Origin of the sequence: Micromonospora maritima (assembly GCF_902825405.1) — a bacterium.
GTDB classification, from domain to species: domain Bacteria; phylum Actinomycetota; class Actinomycetes; order Mycobacteriales; family Micromonosporaceae; genus Micromonospora; species Micromonospora maritima.
Map to the genome: position 1 here is coordinate 1 of NZ_CADEAU010000056.1, position 18,165 is coordinate 18,165.

At 68.6% G+C, this 18,165-nt stretch carries 25 protein-coding genes and 2 tRNA genes; 11 read left to right on the plus strand and 16 right to left on the minus strand.

Features of this window, described 5'->3' with window-relative positions; genetic code table 11:
- The 11 genes from HUW36_RS08740 to HUW36_RS08790 all read right to left on the minus strand — a co-directional run.
- The coding region (locus HUW36_RS08740) for a hypothetical protein (protein ID WP_174527664.1) at positions 1 to 575 on the minus strand (575 nt) is incomplete at its 3' end.
- A complete protein-coding gene (locus HUW36_RS08745) occupies positions 572 to 934 on the minus strand; it encodes a hypothetical protein (protein WP_174527665.1) in 363 nt (120 codons plus the stop codon). The genes HUW36_RS08740 and HUW36_RS08745, both read right to left, overlap by 4 nt.
- Complete coding sequence (locus HUW36_RS08750) at positions 931 to 1,656, minus strand: hypothetical protein (RefSeq protein WP_174527666.1); 726 nt, start codon at positions 1,654 to 1,656, stop codon at positions 931 to 933. Before HUW36_RS08750 ends, HUW36_RS08745 begins: the two co-directional genes overlap by 4 nt.
- Complete coding sequence (locus HUW36_RS08755) at positions 1,653 to 2,276, minus strand: hypothetical protein (RefSeq protein ID WP_174527667.1); 624 nt, start codon at positions 2,274 to 2,276, stop codon at positions 1,653 to 1,655. The genes HUW36_RS08750 and HUW36_RS08755 overlap by 4 nt, the downstream gene beginning before the upstream one ends.
- On the minus strand, positions 2,273 to 2,767 hold the full coding sequence (locus tag HUW36_RS08760; protein WP_246247998.1) for a hypothetical protein: 495 nt from the start codon (positions 2,765 to 2,767) through the stop codon (positions 2,273 to 2,275). The genes HUW36_RS08755 and HUW36_RS08760 overlap by 4 nt, the downstream gene beginning before the upstream one ends.
- Entirely contained in the window at positions 2,768 to 3,286 is a 519-nt protein-coding gene (locus tag HUW36_RS08765; RefSeq protein ID WP_174527668.1) for a hypothetical protein, read from the minus strand.
- Between the two features lie 83 nt (positions 3,287 to 3,369).
- The gene (locus tag HUW36_RS08770) at positions 3,370 to 3,555 is read right to left on the minus strand and encodes a hypothetical protein (protein WP_174527669.1); all 186 of its coding nucleotides are present in this window, start codon (positions 3,553 to 3,555) and stop codon (positions 3,370 to 3,372) included.
- Positions 3,552 to 3,839 (minus strand): hypothetical protein, encoded by a 288-nt coding sequence (locus HUW36_RS08775; RefSeq protein WP_174527670.1) that lies wholly within the window; start codon positions 3,837 to 3,839, stop codon positions 3,552 to 3,554. The genes HUW36_RS08770 and HUW36_RS08775 overlap by 4 nt, the downstream gene beginning before the upstream one ends.
- Positions 3,829 to 4,608, minus strand: coding sequence for a hypothetical protein (locus tag HUW36_RS08780; protein ID WP_174527671.1), 780 nt, complete (start codon positions 4,606 to 4,608; stop codon positions 3,829 to 3,831). Before HUW36_RS08780 ends, HUW36_RS08775 begins: the two co-directional genes overlap by 11 nt.
- Positions 4,605 to 4,919, minus strand: a complete 315-nt coding sequence (locus HUW36_RS08785; protein WP_174527672.1) for a hypothetical protein — start codon at positions 4,917 to 4,919, stop codon at positions 4,605 to 4,607. The genes HUW36_RS08780 and HUW36_RS08785 overlap by 4 nt, the downstream gene beginning before the upstream one ends.
- A 294-nt stretch (positions 4,920 to 5,213) precedes the next feature.
- The gene (locus HUW36_RS08790; protein ID WP_174527673.1) at positions 5,214 to 5,738 is read right to left on the minus strand and encodes a helix-turn-helix transcriptional regulator; all 525 of its coding nucleotides are present in this window, start codon (positions 5,736 to 5,738) and stop codon (positions 5,214 to 5,216) included.
- Positions 5,739 to 5,905: 167 nt separating this feature from the next.
- Between HUW36_RS08790 and HUW36_RS08795 the strand changes: the two genes are divergently transcribed.
- The gene (locus HUW36_RS08795; protein WP_174527674.1) at positions 5,906 to 6,361 is read left to right on the plus strand and encodes a helix-turn-helix domain-containing protein; all 456 of its coding nucleotides are present in this window, start codon (positions 5,906 to 5,908) and stop codon (positions 6,359 to 6,361) included.
- A 69-nt stretch (positions 6,362 to 6,430) separates the two neighbouring features.
- Here the strand turns inward: HUW36_RS08795 and HUW36_RS08800 are convergent, their stop codons facing one another.
- Positions 6,431 to 7,873 (minus strand): tyrosine-type recombinase/integrase, encoded by a 1,443-nt coding sequence (locus HUW36_RS08800; protein WP_174527675.1) that lies wholly within the window; start codon positions 7,871 to 7,873, stop codon positions 6,431 to 6,433.
- A 107-nt stretch (positions 7,874 to 7,980) separates the two neighbouring features.
- On the opposite strand from HUW36_RS08800, the gene HUW36_RS08805 reads away from it, so the two are divergent.
- From HUW36_RS08805 to HUW36_RS08820, 4 genes are all read left to right on the plus strand, one after another.
- Positions 7,981 to 8,052: transfer RNA gene (locus tag HUW36_RS08805), tRNA-Ser, on the plus strand.
- A 540-nt stretch (positions 8,053 to 8,592) separates the two neighbouring features.
- Entirely contained in the window at positions 8,593 to 9,774 is a 1,182-nt protein-coding gene (locus tag HUW36_RS08810; protein ID WP_174527676.1) for a hypothetical protein, read from the plus strand.
- 50 nt (positions 9,775 to 9,824) lie between these two features.
- On the plus strand, positions 9,825 to 10,901 hold the full coding sequence (locus HUW36_RS08815; RefSeq protein WP_246248000.1) for a DNA cytosine methyltransferase: 1,077 nt from the start codon (positions 9,825 to 9,827) through the stop codon (positions 10,899 to 10,901).
- A 190-nt stretch (positions 10,902 to 11,091) separates the two neighbouring features.
- On the plus strand, positions 11,092 to 12,837 hold the full coding sequence (locus HUW36_RS08820) for an ATP-dependent nuclease (RefSeq protein ID WP_174527677.1): 1,746 nt from the start codon (positions 11,092 to 11,094) through the stop codon (positions 12,835 to 12,837).
- Between the two features lie 55 nt (positions 12,838 to 12,892).
- On the opposite strand, the gene HUW36_RS34855 is transcribed toward HUW36_RS08820, so the two are convergent.
- A complete protein-coding gene (locus tag HUW36_RS34855) occupies positions 12,893 to 13,015 on the minus strand; it encodes a hypothetical protein (RefSeq protein ID WP_281357502.1) in 123 nt (40 codons plus the stop codon).
- On the minus strand, positions 13,012 to 14,238 hold the full coding sequence (locus HUW36_RS08825) for a tyrosine-type recombinase/integrase (protein WP_174527678.1): 1,227 nt from the start codon (positions 14,236 to 14,238) through the stop codon (positions 13,012 to 13,014). The genes HUW36_RS34855 and HUW36_RS08825 overlap by 4 nt, the downstream gene beginning before the upstream one ends.
- Before the next feature lie 179 nt (positions 14,239 to 14,417).
- On the opposite strand from HUW36_RS08825, the gene HUW36_RS08830 reads away from it, so the two are divergent.
- Positions 14,418 to 14,496: transfer RNA gene (locus HUW36_RS08830), tRNA-Phe, on the plus strand.
- An 82-nt stretch (positions 14,497 to 14,578) separates the two neighbouring features.
- Here the strand turns inward: HUW36_RS08830 and HUW36_RS08835 are convergent.
- On the minus strand, positions 14,579 to 14,986 hold the full coding sequence (locus tag HUW36_RS08835) for an ArsI/CadI family heavy metal resistance metalloenzyme (RefSeq protein ID WP_174527679.1): 408 nt from the start codon (positions 14,984 to 14,986) through the stop codon (positions 14,579 to 14,581).
- A 76-nt stretch (positions 14,987 to 15,062) separates the two neighbouring features.
- On the opposite strand from HUW36_RS08835, the gene HUW36_RS08840 reads away from it, so the two are divergent.
- From HUW36_RS08840 to HUW36_RS08850, 3 genes are read left to right on the plus strand one after another with little or no spacing between them, the layout of a single operon-like run.
- On the plus strand, positions 15,063 to 15,428 hold the full coding sequence (locus HUW36_RS08840) for an ArsR/SmtB family transcription factor (protein WP_174527680.1): 366 nt from the start codon (positions 15,063 to 15,065) through the stop codon (positions 15,426 to 15,428).
- On the plus strand, positions 15,425 to 16,162 hold the full coding sequence (locus HUW36_RS08845; RefSeq protein ID WP_174527681.1) for an aquaporin: 738 nt from the start codon (positions 15,425 to 15,427) through the stop codon (positions 16,160 to 16,162). The genes HUW36_RS08840 and HUW36_RS08845 overlap by 4 nt, the downstream gene beginning before the upstream one ends.
- The gene (locus HUW36_RS08850) at positions 16,159 to 16,560 is read left to right on the plus strand and encodes an arsenate reductase ArsC (protein WP_174527682.1); all 402 of its coding nucleotides are present in this window, start codon (positions 16,159 to 16,161) and stop codon (positions 16,558 to 16,560) included. Before HUW36_RS08845 ends, HUW36_RS08850 begins: the two co-directional genes overlap by 4 nt.
- A 6-nt stretch (positions 16,561 to 16,566) precedes the next feature.
- On the opposite strand, the gene HUW36_RS08855 is transcribed toward HUW36_RS08850, so the two are convergent.
- A complete protein-coding gene (locus tag HUW36_RS08855) occupies positions 16,567 to 16,773 on the minus strand; it encodes a hypothetical protein (RefSeq protein WP_174527683.1) in 207 nt (68 codons plus the stop codon).
- Positions 16,774 to 16,873: 100 nt separating this feature from the next.
- Here HUW36_RS08855 and HUW36_RS08860 point away from each other — a divergent pair, with 100 nt between their 5' ends.
- The gene (locus HUW36_RS08860) at positions 16,874 to 17,629 is read left to right on the plus strand and encodes a hypothetical protein (protein ID WP_174527684.1); all 756 of its coding nucleotides are present in this window, start codon (positions 16,874 to 16,876) and stop codon (positions 17,627 to 17,629) included.
- Positions 17,626 to 17,982, plus strand: coding sequence for a winged helix-turn-helix domain-containing protein (locus HUW36_RS08865; RefSeq protein WP_174527685.1), 357 nt, complete (start codon positions 17,626 to 17,628; stop codon positions 17,980 to 17,982). Before HUW36_RS08860 ends, HUW36_RS08865 begins: the two co-directional genes overlap by 4 nt.
- The last annotated feature ends 183 nt before the right edge of the window (positions 17,983 to 18,165 follow it).

Here is an 18,165-nt window from a genome sequence, read left to right on the forward strand (position 1 = left end):
GGGCCGGGCACCAGCCAGCGACCGCGCAGCTCGGCCAGCCGGTCGCTGCCCACGGCGGCGCGGTGCGCGGCCAGCTTCGCGCCGGTCAGCCCCCACCGCTCCTGCGCGTGCCGCACCCCGCGCTCGCGCAGGTTCAGTCGCGCGCAGATGTCGCTGCGGGTGACCCCGGCCAGGGTCATCTCGGTGATCTGCTGCTGGTAGTCGCGCGGCCGGTTGGAGTCCAGGGCGACCGGCAGCGACCCGTTGGCCGGGCAGCTGCGCCGCTTGCACTGCCCCTGCGGCGCCTCGCTGGTGATGGGCATCGGGAACCAGCAGTCCGGGCAGCGTGTCAGCGCCCGGCCGCGATCGTCGTAGGCGACCCCGGCGATGATCACGCCGGTGGCGCCCTCGTACGGCAGACACTCGCCGATGGCCGGCAGCGGGCACGTCTGGCAGGTCGCGAACGCCTGCAGGTTGCCCTCGTTGCCGGTGTCCCACCAGGTCGGGTTCTTGCCCCGGCATCGCGGCTGCTCGGCAGCCTGCCGGCGCTCCTCGGCCACCCAGTCCCGCCAGGCGTTACGCCGCCCGGCCGTCACCGCTGCTCCTCCGGCGCGGCGCCGGCGCCGGCGCACGCCTGGTCGGACACGACCAGCCGGCCGCCGCGCATGATCACCTGGTTGTGCGGCGTGACCAGGCCGGCCTCGTCGAGCGCGACATCGCCGCCGCAGCTCGCGCACACCCCGTCGACCGGCTCGACGGCCGGCAGCGCCAGGCAGTCGCCGGCGGCCAGCGCCGCGGCGACCAGGTTCTGGCACTTCTCGTGCACGAACGGGCTGGCCGGCTGCTGCTGCGGCACGTACACCAGCCGCGCCCCGCACACCGCGTGGGTGGGTCGCTCGGCCGCGACGACGTGCAGCTCGTTCTTCTCGGTGTAGCCCAGCAGGTAGGCCGTCACTGGCCACCCCGCTCGACGTCGAAGCCGATCAGGGCCAGCTTCGTGCGGTGCAGCTCGGCCAGCAGCGCGGCCGGGTTGTCCACCATGAACGGCGCGATCGGGCCGTGCGCGGCCTCCAGGGCGGCACGGTTGTCGAACATCTCCGCGACCTCGCGGCCGTGCAGCGTCCCGCCGTCGGTGAACTGCTCCAGGTTCAGGCCGTGCCCGTACCAGCGTCGGCCGCTGGGGTCCTTCCAGGCCACCACCGACCAGCCGTCGCCGGCCTCCGGCATCGACGGCGGGGTGGACAGGTCCCACACGGTGACCCGCGCGTACCCGAACGGGTAGACCGCGGTGTCGGCCAGCTCGTCGCTGATGGTGATGTTCGGCCCGTGCACCTGCTTCGCGGTGTCGTCGGGCACCACGCCGTGGCCGGGCTCGATGCGCGGGTTCTTCCCCTTGACGATCCGCTGCGGGCCGAGTCCGTCGACGATCCGCTTGCCAACCTCCTGGTACCAGTTCGGCGCGTCCCGCTTGGCCACGACCGGGAATACCAGCTCGATGTCGACCCGGATGCGCGACAGGCCCTTCGGCATGCGCAGCCGCCCGGCCGCCTTGGCCGCCGCCGACCGCCAGTACGCCCGGGCCTCACTGGTGAGGCTCCAGTGCTTACTCACGTTCGAGGACTGCATCTTCTCCATGGCGCGCACCTCGAACTGCCAGCGCCGGATCGTGGTCGTCACGCGGCCACCCGCTGCGGCAGCTCGTCGAGCAGGCCCTTGGCCAGGCCCTCGGCCAGCCACTGCTCGCCGACCTCGGTCAGCTTCCAGTCGGCCGGCAGGTTGTGGATGGGGCGCACGGCCAGGCCGGCCCGCTCGAAGACCCTGGTCAGCTCGCCGCAGCGGACGAACGACATCCGGGCGATGTTGCGGGCGCCGCCGATCGGCCGGCGCACGCTCTCCGTCGTCGCGGTGCCCCGGGGCCGCTCGCTGACCGCGCCGGCCTGCACGGCCCGGGCGAAGGACACCAGCAGCCGGGTGTGGTCCGGCGCCTCGCTGACCGGGTTGGCCGGGTCGACGCCGTCGAGCTTGAGCTGGGTCAGCTCCCGGCCGTTGAGGCAGCGCAGCTTCGTGCTCGACTCGCACGGCAGCACCAGCCCACCCGTGGTGGTGATGGTCGGCTTGCGGTAGCGGTCGCTGGTGCCACCGACGGCCTTGTAGACGACCTCGGCGACCTGCGCCCAGCTCGCCCGGTCGGTGGGGTCCAGCAGGATCCACCAGCCCTTGCGGATCGAGCGCGCCTCGCGCTCGCGGCCGGCGTCGAGCGAGGGCAGCGCGAAGGTGGTGGTGCTCGTGGTGCTCACAGCCCGTCCTCGCTTTCGTTCATGGGCGGCTTGGTGGTCCAGCCGCCGTCGTTGGTGAGCCAGATGGGTCCCGGCCAGTGCCGGGTGATCACCGGGATGAGCAGCGCGTCCTGGCCTTCCAGGAGCAGCCAGCCCATCTCGATGACCAGGGCCCGGTCGTCGCCGACCGGGGAGGTCACGAACTGGTGGTGCGGGCGGCAGGCCCGCAGCAGCCACGCCGGCTGGTTGATGCGCTCGTGCATCTCGCCGCGCCGGCCACCGGCCTTGCGGTTGAGCCGGTGATGGGTGTCGGTGGCCTCGCGCCGGCACCCGGGCCACTCGCACATCGGGCCGCAGCGGCCGATGACCGCCTTCAGTGCCGTGGTGCTCGGCCCGGTGTGCCGCGGGTTGCGCTTGGCCGGCTTGCCGCTGGCCAGCCGGGAGCGACGCGGCAGCGCCTTGCCCGGGGCCAGCGGCGTCTTGCGGGAGATGCCGGTCCTGCGCAGCGCCACTCAGGCCGCCTTGAGCCCGGCGCGCACCGTCTCGACGCGCTCACGCAGCCACGTCGCCGCGATGCCCTGCAGCCGCATCCAGCGCTGGATCGGGGTGGGCTCCGGCTCGGCCACGACGATCCCGGCGGGCGTCGGCTGCCGCCCGGCGGCCGGCTCCTCGGGCAGCCAGGTCAGCTCCGGAAGGCGCAGCACCACGGCGAGGGCCTGGCCGGCCTGCTCGACCGCCCGGGCCGCCTCCAGGTCACCGCTGGCCAGCGCCGCGTGGAACCAGCCGCGCACCTCGGTCAGCGCGTCCAGCCCGGCCGGCGCCGGCGTCACCGGCATCCAGCTGTCCGCCGACCGCAGCCGCGAGACCAACTGCTCCCAGGTCAGCGCGCCCCGGTGGCTGAACCAGCGGGCGTCGCCACCCCGGGCGTCGGCGTCGTTGCGCTCGACGAACTCCACCACCGCGCCGTCGGCGCGCGACAGCCGCAGCACCGTGCGGTCCGGGAACTCGAACTCCAGGTCCGTGTACGTCATCTCGTTGCTCTCTTCGTCAGCTCAGGAAGCGACCCGCCCGGCGCGGTCGCGCTCGCGCGCACCCCGGGCGGGTCGCTGGTTGATCAGGCGGCCTCGGCGCGCCAGGACTTCTCGTCGTCGGGCAGCTGCTCGATGGCGACCACCTCGACGGGGGCGCGCACCGCCGCCTCGAACGCCGCCCGCGTCCGCTCGGCGTCCTCGGCCGTGTCGGCCAGCCCGAGCCGGCGCTCCCGGCCGCGCACCACCGCGCGCATCTCGTATCGGGTCACCGCGACCGCCCCCTCGCGGCGGCAACCTTCGCCGCGGCCTTCGCGTCGTCGTCGTTCTCCCGCCGCGCCTGCCCGTGCGTGCTGCACAGGAACCACTCCAGGTCCCCGACCTTGCGCTTGAGCCGCGCGGGATCCGGGGCGGCGGTGCGGGCCTTGGCGTGCAGCATCTGCACGCACTCCCCGCAGGCCCTGTGCTGACCCTTGTGCGGCGTCCAGCGAGCCTGCGAACTGGGGACCAGGTCCCACGGCTTGCGCTCGGGGGCGCTCGATCGACTAGGAAGCACGACTCAGCTCCCCCTTCATCGCGTCGGGCTGAGGCAGGGCGATCACGTCGCCGGCCGGCGCCTGGGGCAGCGGGGTCGGCGACGGCGGGGTGGGCATGCTCACCGAGGAGCCGGCCTTGGGGCGCACAGGCATGGCCACGCCGCAGAAGTGCGGGCCGACCTTGACCAGCACCCCGCCGAACTCGCTGGTGAACCACAGCCGGGTGTCCTCCGGCTCGCCGGCGAACTTCGCCAGCAGCGCCGGGTTCATCACGACGCTGGCGTGCGGCAGCCGGACCCGGCCCTCGGCGATGCGCTGCGCGTGCGCGATGATCTTGTCCATCAGCAGGCGAAGGTGCCGCAGCTCGCGCTCGTTCGGCGTGCACAGGCCGCCGACCCAGCCGGGGGTCTTCTCGTCGCGCGGAGTCAGCATCAGCCGGTCACCCAGCACCGACACCGCGACCAGGCCCTTGACCTTGCCCAGCGCCTCTCCCGCGGCCTTCGCCTCGTCGGGCTCGATACCCACCAGCGGCACCTGGTCAGCCGGCCCGTCGGTCGGCACCACGTGCTGCCCGGCGCACACCATGTCGCGGCCGAAGACCGCCAGGCGCCGCTCGCAGCCCCACATCCACAGGCACCGCAGGTCCGCCCGCGTCTTCGACAGCGCGGTCTTCTTCGGGAACCGCGCGACCCGGGCCAGCGCCTCCTTCAGCGCCGCCGCGTCCACCAGCACGGTGGCCGCCGGCAGATGCGCCGGCGGGGCCAGCTCGAACATCGCCACGTCCGTCATCGGGCCACCGCCGTCGTCGACGGCGCGGGGAAGACCAGTTGGGTCTTCACGTTGGCCATGGCCTCCGCGCCGTTGCGGTAGCAGCTGTGCTGGCCGGTCGCGCCGCACGCCGGGCAGGCGTTCACCAGAGCCCAGGCGCAGGCCGCGCTGCCGACGATGACGCCGCGCACGTCGATCACGCGGCCGTTGTTGCCGTTGTCCGGCATGTGCTCCGCGAGGGTGCGCCGGCATCCCGGCGCGCCGCAGAGCTGATCGCCCTCGACCGTGCGCCCCTCGGGCGTCGACTCTCGGGTACTGTCGCTACTGGTCATGAGACCTACTCCTTGCTCCAAGGGGGGTTAGGTCGACGAGTGACCGCGAGGCGTCGCCCGGGATCAGCGGGTGGCGCCTCGACTGCGTTGAGTGGTGGAGTCAGCAGGGGCGCTGGCTGTCGCGATGCCAGCGCCCCTGCGTCCCCCCTCCCCGAATCACGTCTGCCGCCCCGGGGCCGCCGCTTGGCACGGCGGCCCCGGGAACGGTGTGCGCCCGCGAAGCGGACGCCGGGTTGGCACCCCAGCGGGGCGCCCTCTCGCCACACGGCGTGGCGTCTGTGGTCGCGAGCGCGCTCATGCCGCAGCTCGCGAACGGGTGGTGCTTCGGCGGGACGACGAGCGGCGCGAGCGGCTTCGCGCGATGCGCTCACGCTCAGCGGCCAGCTCGTCGTCCTCGCCCTCTTCGCGCACCGTCACGGTGTTGCGGTCGAGGAACGCCTGCTGCTGGCGCTCGGTGAGGTACCGGCGGCCGTTCCACAGCACGTGCTCGAACCGCGGCGGCGTCTCACGGGCGGCCTTCGCCAGCCCACGCCACGGGATCCCGTTGGCCACCGCGAACTCCTTGAGCGGCGTGAGCCGGCCCAGTCCCGGGTGCTCGACCACGTCGCCCTCCTTCCGCTCGGCCCCGACGGTGCAGCGGGTGAGCAGCGCGGCCAGCTCGTGCCGGGAGTACCGCTTGGCCCCGTCGCGCCCCGAGCCGGGAACGACCACCGAGTGGAGGTCCCCGTCGCGGGTCGCGCGCCAGAGGGTCATGCGCGAGATCCCCAGCACGGAGGTGGTCTCGTCGATCGTCAGCAGTTCATCCGCCTCGAACGACAAGATCCACCCCTTGTACCGCGCCGTCTCACTTCGTTGCACTCGGTACGGTACAGGATGAGGCAGAGCGAGACAAGGGGTGCCCTGACCAGGGGGTTAAGCATTAATTAAGATGATTGCTTTACACCTGAGTAGTGACCTGTCCCGTCCTGTGTGCTACAAAGCTAGGCGTGATGGGACAGAATCGGCACGGCCCCGCCTACGCGCTGTGGGTCGCCATGGAGCGATACCGACGCGACAACAGGCTCACCCTGGAGCAGTTCGCCGCGCGTGCTCGCGTGGGCCGACAGACTCTGGACCGCCTCAAGGACAGCCGGACCCCGCCGCGAACCACGACGGTGCACAAGATCGCCGGCGCCATGGGAATGCGCCTGACCAGCGCCGAGGAGCTGGCCGGGCTGACGCCCGCCGGCGGCGAGCGCGCCCCCACGGCTGAAGACCGCTCCAGCGAGTCAGGCACACCAGCGCCCGGAGGCGTCGACACCCGCGAAGCGATCATGCGGGATCCGCGGCTCAACGACGAAGGGCGCCGAGTCGTCCTCGCCGCATACGATGCCATCGCCAGCGCGTTCAACCCGCCGCCACGCGCCGCCGAAGAGCATGAGGAGCGCCGGCGCGCTGGATAGGCACTACGCCCACGACGAAGAAGGCCACCCCTCAGCCAGGGGCGGCCTTCTTCGTTCTCGGGGGCTGACCTACTCCGACGGCTGCTCGTCGATCGCCGCTTCTTCGGCCTCGACAGCGCCGCCCGACTTGGAGCGCAGCCCGGACAGGGCCACCGCCGCAGCCTCGTCCGACTCGGGCATCAGGTGCCCGTAGATCTCGCTCGTCACCGCCAGGGTGGCGTGGCCGAGCCGCCGCGAGACCACCAGTGGCGGCACGCCCCGGGCGAACATCCACGTCGCGCACGAGTGTCGAAGCCGGTGCGGCCCACCGTCGGGCACCTCTAGCCGCAGCACGCGGGGGCAGTCGCAGTCGGAGACCGCATCCGGGTCCGCTCCGATGTGGTTGATGCACCGGTTCCACCCCGGGGACAGCCACGCCCCGCACGGCTTGCCCTGATCGTTGGTGCCGCCGTGGTCCCGGCAGCGCCCCTTCAGCCCGGGGATCCGATCCCCGCGCATCCCGGGCGGGTGCCTCTCGCAGCGCTGGGCTTCCACCAGGGCCGGCCGCCAGACCCGGTGGTAGAAGTTCGAGTAGTCGATCATCTGGCCCTCGTCGCCGCAGAAGACCAGCTCGCCCTTCTTCTTGCCCCTCACTAGGGGCCGAAGTTCCTCGTACAGCTCCATGTCGATCGTCAGCTCCCGCCGGCGCCGGCCCTTGGTCGTCCCGAGGTACCGCTCGGCACCGACACCACTGCGCTTCCACGCCCGGTAGATCCGCACCCGCGGCTGCGGGCTCTTCGGCGACGGCGCCACGATGTGCTCGACGGCGACCGCCATCGCCTCGGACCACCGCGCACCGGTGTACGCCAGGAAGTCCAGAAGCGGGTGCCACTTCTTGTCGAACCGCTCGCGCAGCAGCTCGAACTCTTCGTGGCTGAACGCGGCGAGTTCGCCCTCGCCGGTGTCGTCGTCGGCAACCTGGTTGCGGACGAAGTCCGTCTCCTTGCAGGGGTTGCGGTCGATGTGCCGGGAGCGGACGGCGCCATCGAGGCAGTGCTGCAGCAGCTGGAAGTCCCGGGTGATGGTGGTGTTCTTCGCCCCGTCGGTCTTGCGCCGGTTCACCCACTTGCCGACGTCCAGCGGGGTGATCTCGCCGATCGGCTTCGCGCCGAGCGACGGGCTGATGTGATCACGGAACTGCTGCTGATAGGTTGCCCTCGTGCCTGGCGTGATGCGGGTGATGGCCCCGAGCCACTCCTCGAACCACTCCGCCAGGGTGGGCGTGTCCGGCGTCGAATGACCGTCTGAAGGTCCGAGGATCTCGCTCTCGACCTGCTGGGCCGTCCACGAGTGACGGTGACCCTCGGCGATGTCCTTCGCCCTCTTCGCCAGCTTCTCCGTCGACCAGGTCGTGGACTGCCAAACGAACTTGCCGTCCTCGCCTGGGATGGTCCTGCCCTGGGTGTCGCACAGCCGCCAGGCCACCCGCCACCGCTCGCCCCGCTTCTCGATCCGCGCCAACTGCGCCTCCATCTCGTGCGCCCCATGCGCCCATGGGCGCACGTGGGGGGAAGGGACTGCAGTCTAGCGTCACGTTCTGTAGACGTTGATACATAGCAGAACCGGACAAACTGGCACAGGTCCAGGTCAGGCAATATGCCGACGACAGACTGAAAATCGGAAGGTCGGCGGTTCGACCCCGCCCCTGGCCACATAGCCTTTCGCCGGGCTACAGAGGTCCCCACCAGCGGAAACGCGGGTGGGGATCTTGCTTTTTCCCCGGTTTGTTCATCGACAAAGTCCTCTCAACCGTGAGCCCCTCGTGAGCCCCGGGGCTCACGCACAGTACCGACGTGACTCACAGTGACCGGCCGGGGCCCCCTGGTAGCGGTCCACATCCGCAGACTGGTTTGGCATGTAAGGGGCATCACAAGACATGCAGCAACTGCCCACGCCTAACCGCCCAACGGCCGCCGCCTAAGCCGAGGCAGCGCATGGGCAGGCGCAACCCGTGACCGCTAGCGCTGCACTTCGCTGCTGACCGCTCGCTCTCGCCCGGCCGAGGTAAGCCTGCCCTTTCGATCACGAGCCTTGTGCCGCCACCGGCTGCAGTCCAACGCCGCTTCGATTCGGCCGCCGCCCCGCCCCGCTGTCGTCCCCGTGCGTACTTGCAGGCGATGACTGGGGCGGCCTCCTACCATCGCCACGGCCCTCGCTGGTGCTGACTGGGCGAGAGGGGGCAGGATACTCCTGTGGTCGATTCCGTTGCTGGCCGTTCTTATGCACGGGTTTATAAGGTGTTGGGGCGGGAGGACCTGCACCAGTATCTGATAGGTGCAGTCGGCCAAGCTGGTGGGCGCCTGCTCTACGCCAGCGGCCCAAAACACGCGCCTGTCTACCTCGGCGTGGAGACACCAGGGGGCGAGCGAATCGGCATCCTGGTCTACCCCTTCAGGGCTAACCATCGGGAGATCAAAAACCGTCCTGCGGACGAGCACCGTATGCAGATCCGCTACGGCGGGGAGAAGAGCTGGGCCGAGGATCACACGCTTGGCAAGGATGTTGCTCTGGTCGACACAACCCTGGTCCTGGGCGTGCATCTCGAGGCAGACCTGTTCGTGGGACTCGATGCGAACCTGTACGACCCCTTGCCGATGGGCATCTCGGTCGAGTTCAAGCAGACCCACGTTGACGCTGCCCTGAACTCTAACGACTGGCACGTCTTCGAACGCGACAACATCACAGGCAAGCGACGTTCTGAGCCACGGGCATCTCAAGGACTCGAGACGCTCGTGCTGTTCAGGCCCAACCGGCTGCTCGACTTCGTACGACTTGAGCGCAAGGCCTCCGACCTCGGCCTCGACTCAGCACTGCGATTTGCTGCGGCCGAAGAAGCAGCCACCCCCAGTCCGGTGACCGCTCGGACGGTACCTAGCGTCCACGACCTTGAGACGCAGTTCCAGATGACGGCGCCGGAGATCATGGAGATGATCAGCCGGAGGAACCGTCTCTCCGTTGCGGTGCGGGGTGGTGTCGCAGAACACCACTTGAGCCAAGTGCTTGCCGACGACCCAGATGTCATCGCCTACCGCTCCCTGGACGAGGACGGCCGCCATGACTTCGATGTGACGCTCAGCGACGGCCGCACCATACGTGTGGAGTGCAAGAACGCATCGCCCAGACGCTACAAGAACGGCGATATGAAGGTAGAAGTTCAGAAAACCCGCGCTACGCAGGGCGACCCTGCCGGCCGGTTCTACCGGCATGACCAGTTCGACGTCGTCGCTGCGTGCCTGTTCGCTCCGACCGGTCAGTGGCATTTCGCCTACCGATCAACTAGCTTATTGGAGCGTGAAGGACGGTTCCCCGACCGGCTAGCTCCGCTACAGCGAGTTACCGACGACTGGGCCAGCAACCTGATGGAGGCCGTGTGACTCAGCGTCGACAGCGTGGCAACCCCCAAGAGGGGGACAACGGTGGCAACGTGCCTGATGTGGCTCAGAACCGTGGCGTGGCAATCTCTCTCTTCTCCGGTGCCGGTGGCTTGGACCGCGGAGCCGAGGATGCTGGCTTCACAGTCATGGCTGCCGTCGAGCACAACCATGACGCCGCAGATACGATGGAGAAGAACTTCTCTCACCTGCAGTCGCCGGTCATACGCAGCTCAATCCTCAAGGTGACCTCGCAGCAGATATTGAAGGCAGCGGGCCTGAGGCCGGGCCAACGACCGGAGCTGCTCATTGGCGGACCGCCCTGCACGCCCTTCAGCAAGTCAGGCTTCTGGCTAGACTGGAAACGCGAAGGACTCGATGAGAATGCGTCGCTCCTGCAGGAGTACACGCGAGTTCTTACGGAGACCCGACCGCGATACTTTCTCCTAGAGAACGTCTATGCACTGACGTACAAAAATAATGCGAGTCGGCCTTCTTTTGAACGTCTGCTGCGTGAAATCGATAGCGCTGGCTACCATTTTTCATATGAGGTTCTGAATGCGGCCGATTATGGCGTCCCACAGGCGCGGCCCCGGCTCTTCATCGTGGGTGCCCCGAAGGATGAGCCCAAGCCCGTTCTCCCTGCTGCCAGCCACGGTGGGAGCTGGGAGCGACGCCAGAGCGGCAATAGCGAAAAGCCGCACGTCACGGCAGGCGATGCGCTCAAAGATCTCGTTACCGAACCTGAGCCGACCGAGGCGGTAGGCGGCCGCTACGGTCATCTTCTTCCGGAAATTCCTCCGGGTGAGAACTATCTGCACTACACAGCCGAACGCGGACATTCGGACCCATTATTCAAATGGCGAAGCCGCTACTGGTCGTTCCTGCTCAAGCTCGCACCCAACAAACCGTCACCAACAATTCAAGCCCAGCCGGGTCCGTACGTCGGACCTTTTCATTGGGAGAACCGCCGCCTGCGGGTTCCTGAAATCAAGCGGCTGTTCACCTTTCCGGACGACTTTGAATTGGTTGGTTCACGGAACTCAATTCAGGCGCAGCTAGGGAACTCGGTGCCACCACTGCTTGCCAAGAAGGTGGCCGAGGCGATGATCGTTGACAGCCGCTCCTGAGGTGTTGCCTCACGAGCAAGTGGCTCTGCTCTGCAAGCATTGCGACAGAGCAGAGCCAGGGAAGTTCATGATCCTGCCCAATTCCTAGAGGGTAGCGGCTGGCGGTTCGCCGACGCAGGGTGATCCCTGGGTCACTTACCCTGCCGTCTGCGTCTCGTGCTTTTGGAGCCGATCCGCTACAATAGCCAAGGTGATCGATTCGTTACGGTTCGTGCGATACAAGGGCTTCGAAGACTTTTCCGTGCATTTCGGACGCAAGAACGTGCTGATCGGCCCCAATAACTCCGGAAAGAGCACGATCATCTCGGCGTTGCGGCTTTCGACGGCTCTCCTGTCGCTTGCTTCGAGGCGAACGCCGAACGCCAAGTTCCGGGATGACGATAGGGATGTCGTCGGATATCCGATCAGCGCTATTTCAATGCGAGACCTTCCCGGCTTTGTCTTCGAGAACATCCGCTACGAGTTTCGGGAAGAGCCCGCTAGCTTAGAACTGAAGCTGAAGGGCGGCGCGTCCATGAGGGCCGTATGGCCCGTGGATGAGCCGGCTTTTTTCTATATCGAGCGAGCCCCGGGCATGGGGGCGAGAACGGCCGCTCAGGTCAAGGGCATAGCGCCTCGAATCGGCATCATTCCTGTTCTGACTCCGGTTGACCATCGCGAGGAGCTGCTGAGCCCGGACTATGTAAGGTCGAACATCTCGTCCCGTCTCGCAAGTCGCCACTTCCGCAACCAGCTGTACTATCTCCGCAATACTGAGCCGGATGCGTATAAGGAATTCCTCGAATTCGCGCTTGAGAATACGCCCGAGATACTCGACCTCCGGATCGAGACGGACCGTTCGACGATCCCGAACGAGCATGACATCTTCTTCACCGAAGCAGTAACGCGAAGCGAAAAAGAGCTGTTCTGGGCGGGGGACGGCTTGCAAATCTGGATTCAGATCTTATTCCATGCATACCGCCACAAGGACGCTGACGTCCTAGTTCTCGATGAACCTGATGTCTATCTGCATCCCGACTTGCAGCGGCGCCTGGTTACAGTGCTAGAGGAGGCGAAGTCGCAGACAATTGTGGCGACCCATGCCCCAGAGATCTTGACGGAAGCGTCACGCGAGTCCGTCATTTGGATTGATAGGACCCGTCGCCGCGCTCGTCGCGCCAAGGACGAGAAGGTTCTTGGTCAAGTTAATGCCCACCTGGGAAGTGGCTTCAACCTGGGCATCGCCCGCGCTCTTCGGAGCAAGCTCGCGCTCTTCGTAGAAGGCAAAGACATGCGAGTCTTGCGGAATTTGGCTCGCACGGTGGACGCCGTTCGCGTCTGGAAGGAGCGAGGCGTCACTACAATCCCGCTCGATGGTTTTACCAACTGGTCCAACGTCAAGCCTTTCAGCTGGATGGCAAAGGAGCTGCTCGGGGATTCCGTGCGCCTTGCGGTCCTCCTCGATCGGGACTACCGAGGGTCCAACCTAGCCTATGACGTGACTGCGAGTTTGGCGGATCTGGGGGTTCATTGCCACGTATGGAAGAAAAAGGAACTTGAGAGTTACCTAGTCGTGCCGTCCGCGATAGCACGGCTATCCGGCGTTCCAGAGGGCGACGTCCTCACCTTTCTGGATGAAGTGGCCGAATCACTCAAGGAAGATGTTGAATCTAACTACATCTACCAGAGGAAGCGAGAGTTTTCGGGTCCATCTTCGCAACACGAAGTCTCCATCACCAAGGCACTTCTAGCGGATTTCGACAGAGAGTGGCGGGCGCCCGGCCGCAAGTTGGAACTGGCTCCGGCGAAGGACCTGCTCCACGGTTTGAATCGCCGGATTACGGAGGTCAAGGGAGTCACCGTATCGAGTCGATCGCTTTCGAACGCTCTTAGGAAGGGTGAGATTGACTCGGAAGTTTCGGACTTCCTGCATCAGGTCGAAGGCATGTCTTTTTGACCGAGGCTGGCCGGGGGTTCGGAGCGGACCTCGGAAGCCCTTCAACTTACTTCTCCTAGTCCAGTTCCTCCTCGTCGCCGGCCTCCTCGTCGACCACCTTCGAGCGCATCCCGCCCAGGGCCGCCGCGGCCTCCTCGTCCGACTCCGGCATCAGGTGCCCGTAGATCTCGCTGGTCACCGCCAGGGTCGCGTGGCCGAGCCGGCGCGACACCACCAGCGGCGGCACCCCCCGGGGAACATCCACGTCGCGCACGAGTGCCTCAGCCGGTGCGGGCCGCCGTCCGGCACCTCCAGGCGCAGCACGCCGGGGCAGTCGCACTCCGACACCGCGTCCGGGTCCGGCCCGATGTGGTTGACGCACCGGTTCCATCCCGGCGACAGCCACGCCCCGCACGGCTTGCCCTGGTCGTTGGTCCCGCCGTGATCCCGGCAGCGGCCCTTCAGCCCCGACACGCGCTCGCCGCGCATCCCGGGCGGGTGCGCCGGGCAGCGCTGCGCTTCGGTCATCGCCGGGCGCCAGACCCGGTGGTAGAAGTTCGAGTAGTCGATCATCTGGCCTTCGTCGCCGCAGCAGACCAGCTCCCCCTTCTTCTTGCCGTGCAGCAGGGGCCGCAACTCCTCATAAAGCTCCATGAAGATCGTCAGTTCACGCCGCCGCCGGCCCTTGGTCGTGCCGAGGTACCGCTCGGCGCCGACACCGCTGCGCTTCCATGCCCGGTAGATGCGCACCTTCGGCTGCGGGCTCTTCGTGGACGGCGCGACGATGTGCTCCACCGCCACCGCGGTCGCCTCCGACCATCGCGCCCCGGTGTAGGCGAGGAAGTTCAGCAGCGGGTGCCACTTCTTGTCGAACCGCTCGCGCAGCAACTCAAACTCATCGTGGGCGAAGGCTCCAACACCATCCTCGCCGGTGTCGTCGTCGGCGATCTGGTTGCGAACGAAGTCCGTGTCCTTGCAGGGGTTGCGGTCGACGTGGCGCTCCCGGACCGCACCGTCGAGGCACTGCTGCAGCAGGGAGAAATCCCGCGTAATCGTGGTGTTCTTCGCGCCCTCGGTCTTGCGTCGGTTCACCCACTTGCCGACATCGAGCGCGGTGATCTGGCTGAGCGGCATGGAGCCGAGCGTGGAGCTGACGTGGTCGCGGAACTGCTGCTGGTAGGTTGCTCGCGTGCCTGGCGTGACCCGGGTGATGGCCCCGAGCCACTCTTCAAACCACTCCGCCAGGCTAGGAGTATCCGGCGTCGAATCGCCGTCTAAAGGTCCGAGGATCTCGTCCTCTACCTGCCGGGCAGTCCACGAGTGACGGACCCCCTCGGCCATGTCCTTCGCCCGCCTCGCTAGCTTCTCCGTTGACCAGGTAGTGGACTGGTAGGACGGCTTCCCGTTCTCGTCCCGGATCATCCGGCCCGTGCTGTCGCAGAGTCGCCAGGACACCCGGTACCGCCCGGCCCTGGGTTCGATCCTCGCCACTGAGCCTCAGCATCGATGTCCCGTGAGCCCATGGGCTCACGCAGGGGGAAGAAGATGCAGTCTAACGTCACGTTCTGTAGAGATTGATACATGAGAGATCCGGACAAACAGGCATAGATGCTGGTCATCGAATCGGATGACCGTCGACTGAAAATCGGAAGGTCGGCGGTTCGACCCCGCCCCTGGCCACATAGCCTTTCGCCGGGCTACAGAGATCCCCACCAGCGGAAACGCCGGTGGGGATCTTGCTGTGTCGGCACCGATCGGCCGCTCAGGCGCAGCAGGCGCCCTCGGCCGCCTTGGCCAGCTGCGGGGAGTCGGCCTTGACCGTGTAGACCTCCCACGGCTCGTCGCCCGGGCCGCGCACCCAGACCTTGTCCTGGAGCGCGTAGCAGCACTCGGTGTCGTTCTCCTCCAGCGTGACCAGGCCGGCGTCGGTGAGGCGGCCGGTGGCGGCGGCGACCTCGTCGGTGCTGGCCACCTCGACGCCGAGGTGGTCCATCACGGTGGGCCGTCCGGCCTCCCCTTCGAGCAGGACGAGCTTCAGCGGCGGGTTCTCGACGGCGAAGTTGGCGTAGCCGGGGCGGCGCTTGGCCGGCTCGACGCCGAACAGCTTGCGGTAGAAGGCCACGGAGCCTTCGAGGTCGGCCACGCGCAGGGCGAGCTGGACACGGGACATGACGCCTCCTTGCCTAGATGTTTTTCGAAGCAAGACCCACCTTGCATGCTGTTTTGAAGTCTGTCAACCTAGAGGCATGTCTAAACAAGCGCTGCCGGTCGTCGGCCCGGACCCGGTCGCCTGCTGCCCGCCGATCGCCGTCCGCCCCATGGACGCGGATCAGGCGGCGGTGGTGGCGCCGATGTTCAAGGCGCTCGGCGACCCGGTCCGGCTACGGCTGATGTCGATGATCGCCTCGGTGCCGGAAATCTGCGTGTGCGACCTGACCCCGGCGTTCGACCTGTCCGGGCCGACCATCTCGCACCACCTCAAGGTGCTGCGGGAGGCCGGCCTGGTCGACTCGGAGCGGCGCGGCACCTGGGTCTGGTACCGCGTGCGACCCGACGCGTTCCGGCAGCTCGGCGCACTGCTGGAGATCTCCACCCGGGACGGCGGCGCGTGACCCTCGCCCTGCCCCGGCGGGCGTCCGCGGAGTTCGCCGGCACCGCGCTGCTGGTCGCCGCCGTCGTCGGCTCCGGGATCGCGGCCACCCGTCTCTCGCCCGGCGACGTGGGCCTCCAACTCCTGGAGAACGCCGTCGCCACCGCGCTCGCCCTGGGCGCGTTGATCCTCATGTTCGGGCCGGTGTCCGGCGCCCACTTCAACCCGGTCGTCTCGGCGGTCGACTGGTGGCTCGGCCGCCGCGCCGGCACCGGCCTCACCGGGCGGGACCTCGCCGCCTACGCGGCCGCCCAGACCGGCGGTGCGGCGGCCGGAGCGGTCCTGGCCCACCTGATGTTCGGCCTGCCGGCCGCGACCTGGTCCCGCACCGGACGCACGGGTGGTCATCTCTGGCTTGCCGAGGTGGTCGCCACCGCCGGCCTGGTCGTCCTGGTCTTCGCGCTCGCCCGCTCCGGCCGGACGTCCGCCGCGCCGGCGGCCGTGGGCGCCTGGATCGGCGCGGCCTACTGGTTCACCTCGTCCACCTCGTTCGCCAACCCGGCGGTCACCGTCGGGCGGGCCCTCACCGACACCTTCGCCGGCATCGCCCCGGCATCGGTGCCCGCCTTCGTCGCCGCCCAACTCGTTGGCGGCATGATCGCCGTCGCCGCCCTCGCCGTCTGGTACCCGCACGCCGCCGACACGGCCGACGCCGTGGTCGTACCGCACCTCACCAGGGAGAACGAAGCCCGATGACCACGCCCAGCGTGCTGTTCGTCTGCGTCCACAACGCCGGCCGGTCCCAGATGGCCGCCGGTTGGCTCCGGCACCTCGCCGGCGACGCCGTGGAGGTGCGCTCCGCCGGCAGCGAGCCCGCCGACCGGATCAACCCGGTGGCGGTCGAGGCCATGCGCGAGGTCGGCATCGACATCGCCGGCCAGACCCCCGCGCGGCTCACCTGGGACGCGGCGGAGGCCAGCGACGTCATCGTCACCATGGGCTGCGGGGACGCCTGCCCGGTCTTCCCGGGGAAGCGGTACGAGGACTGGAAGCTCACCGACCCCGCCGGGCAGCCGCTCGACGTGGTGCGGCAGGTGCGCGACGAGATCAGGGCGAAGGTCGCGGCGCTGGTCGCCGACCTCCGGCGCGACTGACGCGGCTCACTGCGGCGTCTGGCCGCGACGCCACACCTCGCCCTGGATGCCGTGCCGCTCGGCGGCGTGCCGTTCCTGCGCCGACCGCGCGTCGCGCGCGGCGGCCGTGTCCTCCGGACCGGACAGTCGCTCGCGGTCCCGCCGGGCCACCAGGACGAACGCCCCGATCATCAGCACCGCCACGACCACCAGGACGCCCACGAGCGTTCTCATGGCGTCGAGCCTAGAAATGCCTGTCAATCCTCTTGCGCCCGGATGGTTTGTAATGCAAACCTGTTTGAGTAACAGATCATCCGATGCTCCGGGAGGAACCATGCCGTCCGCACCGTCCCCGCGCGAGGAGAGCCCGGAGGAACTGCTCGAATCGGTGACCGCGCTGCGCCGCAGGGCGCGGGCGGCCCGCCAGGCGTACTGGTTCCCGCTCCTGCTGTTCGGCGTGCTTGCCGCCGCGGCAGCCCCGCTCTACGTCGAGTCGACGGAACCGGGCGCCCTGCGCGCCACCCAGGACAACCCGCCGCTCACCGGCCTCGGCGGTGACTTCCTGGAGCGATCGGCCGCGCTCGGCTGGTACTGGCTGGCCGCGCTCGTCGGCGGCTACCTGCTCAGCCTCGCCTGGTACCGGCACCACGGCCGGCGGGCCGGGGTGCAGACCCCGACCCGGGCGTACGTCGCCGCCGGCATCACCGGCACGCTCGTCGGCCTCGTCCTTCCCGTCGTACTGGAGTTCCTGCTGTTCAACACGGCGGCCCCGGTGTCGGGCGGCACCCGGTGGCTGACCGGCCCGCTGCTCGGCGCCGCCAACCGCGGCATGCTGCCGCACCTCGTGATCGCCCTCGGCCTGGCGGTCCTCGCCCACCTGGAGCGCAGCCGGCGGCTGTGGATCGTGGTGGGTCTCTACACCGCCGTGCTCGTCGCGGTGAACGCCTGGTTCCAGGTCGCCGACCTGCAACCGGGCGACCTCGACCGGTTCAGCTTCATGCTGGCGGCCCTGCTTCCGGTGCCGGTCCTGCTGATCGGCGGGGGTGTCGCGTTCGCCGCGACGAAGCAGCAGCACAATGGGTACGCGTGAGCACCGAGGACGGCCCCCGCAGCGAGCCGGCGTACCCGACGAACGGCCTCGACGACACCGTCCACCAGCGGCACCGGCTCGGCATCCTCACCATCGCCGCGGAGGGCGAGCGGGTGGAGGTCGCCTATCTCCGGGAAGCGCTCGAACTCACCGCGGGCAACCTGTCGAGGCACCTCACCGTGCTGGAGGAGGCGGGCCTGATCCAGGTGGAGAAGGGCTACCACGGTCGCCGACCGAGAACCTGGATCCGGATCACCCGGGAGGGCCGGCGGGCGCTGCTCGCCGAGATCACCGCCCTGCGCCAGCTCCTCACCCGCCACGCGGCCCTCGATCCGGACGCGGACCGGGGCTGAGCGCCCAGGGGCCGTTCACCGGCCGCGACGTGGGGGGCGGTTCTGGGCCATGCCGCCCTGGATCGCCTCCCACACGCTCCGGCCCGCCTGCCGCAACGTCTGCCCGGCCTGACCCGCCAACTGCGCCGCCCCGCCGGCCGAACCCGGTTCCGGCCCGGCGCCTCTCCCGCCGCCCGGCCGGTC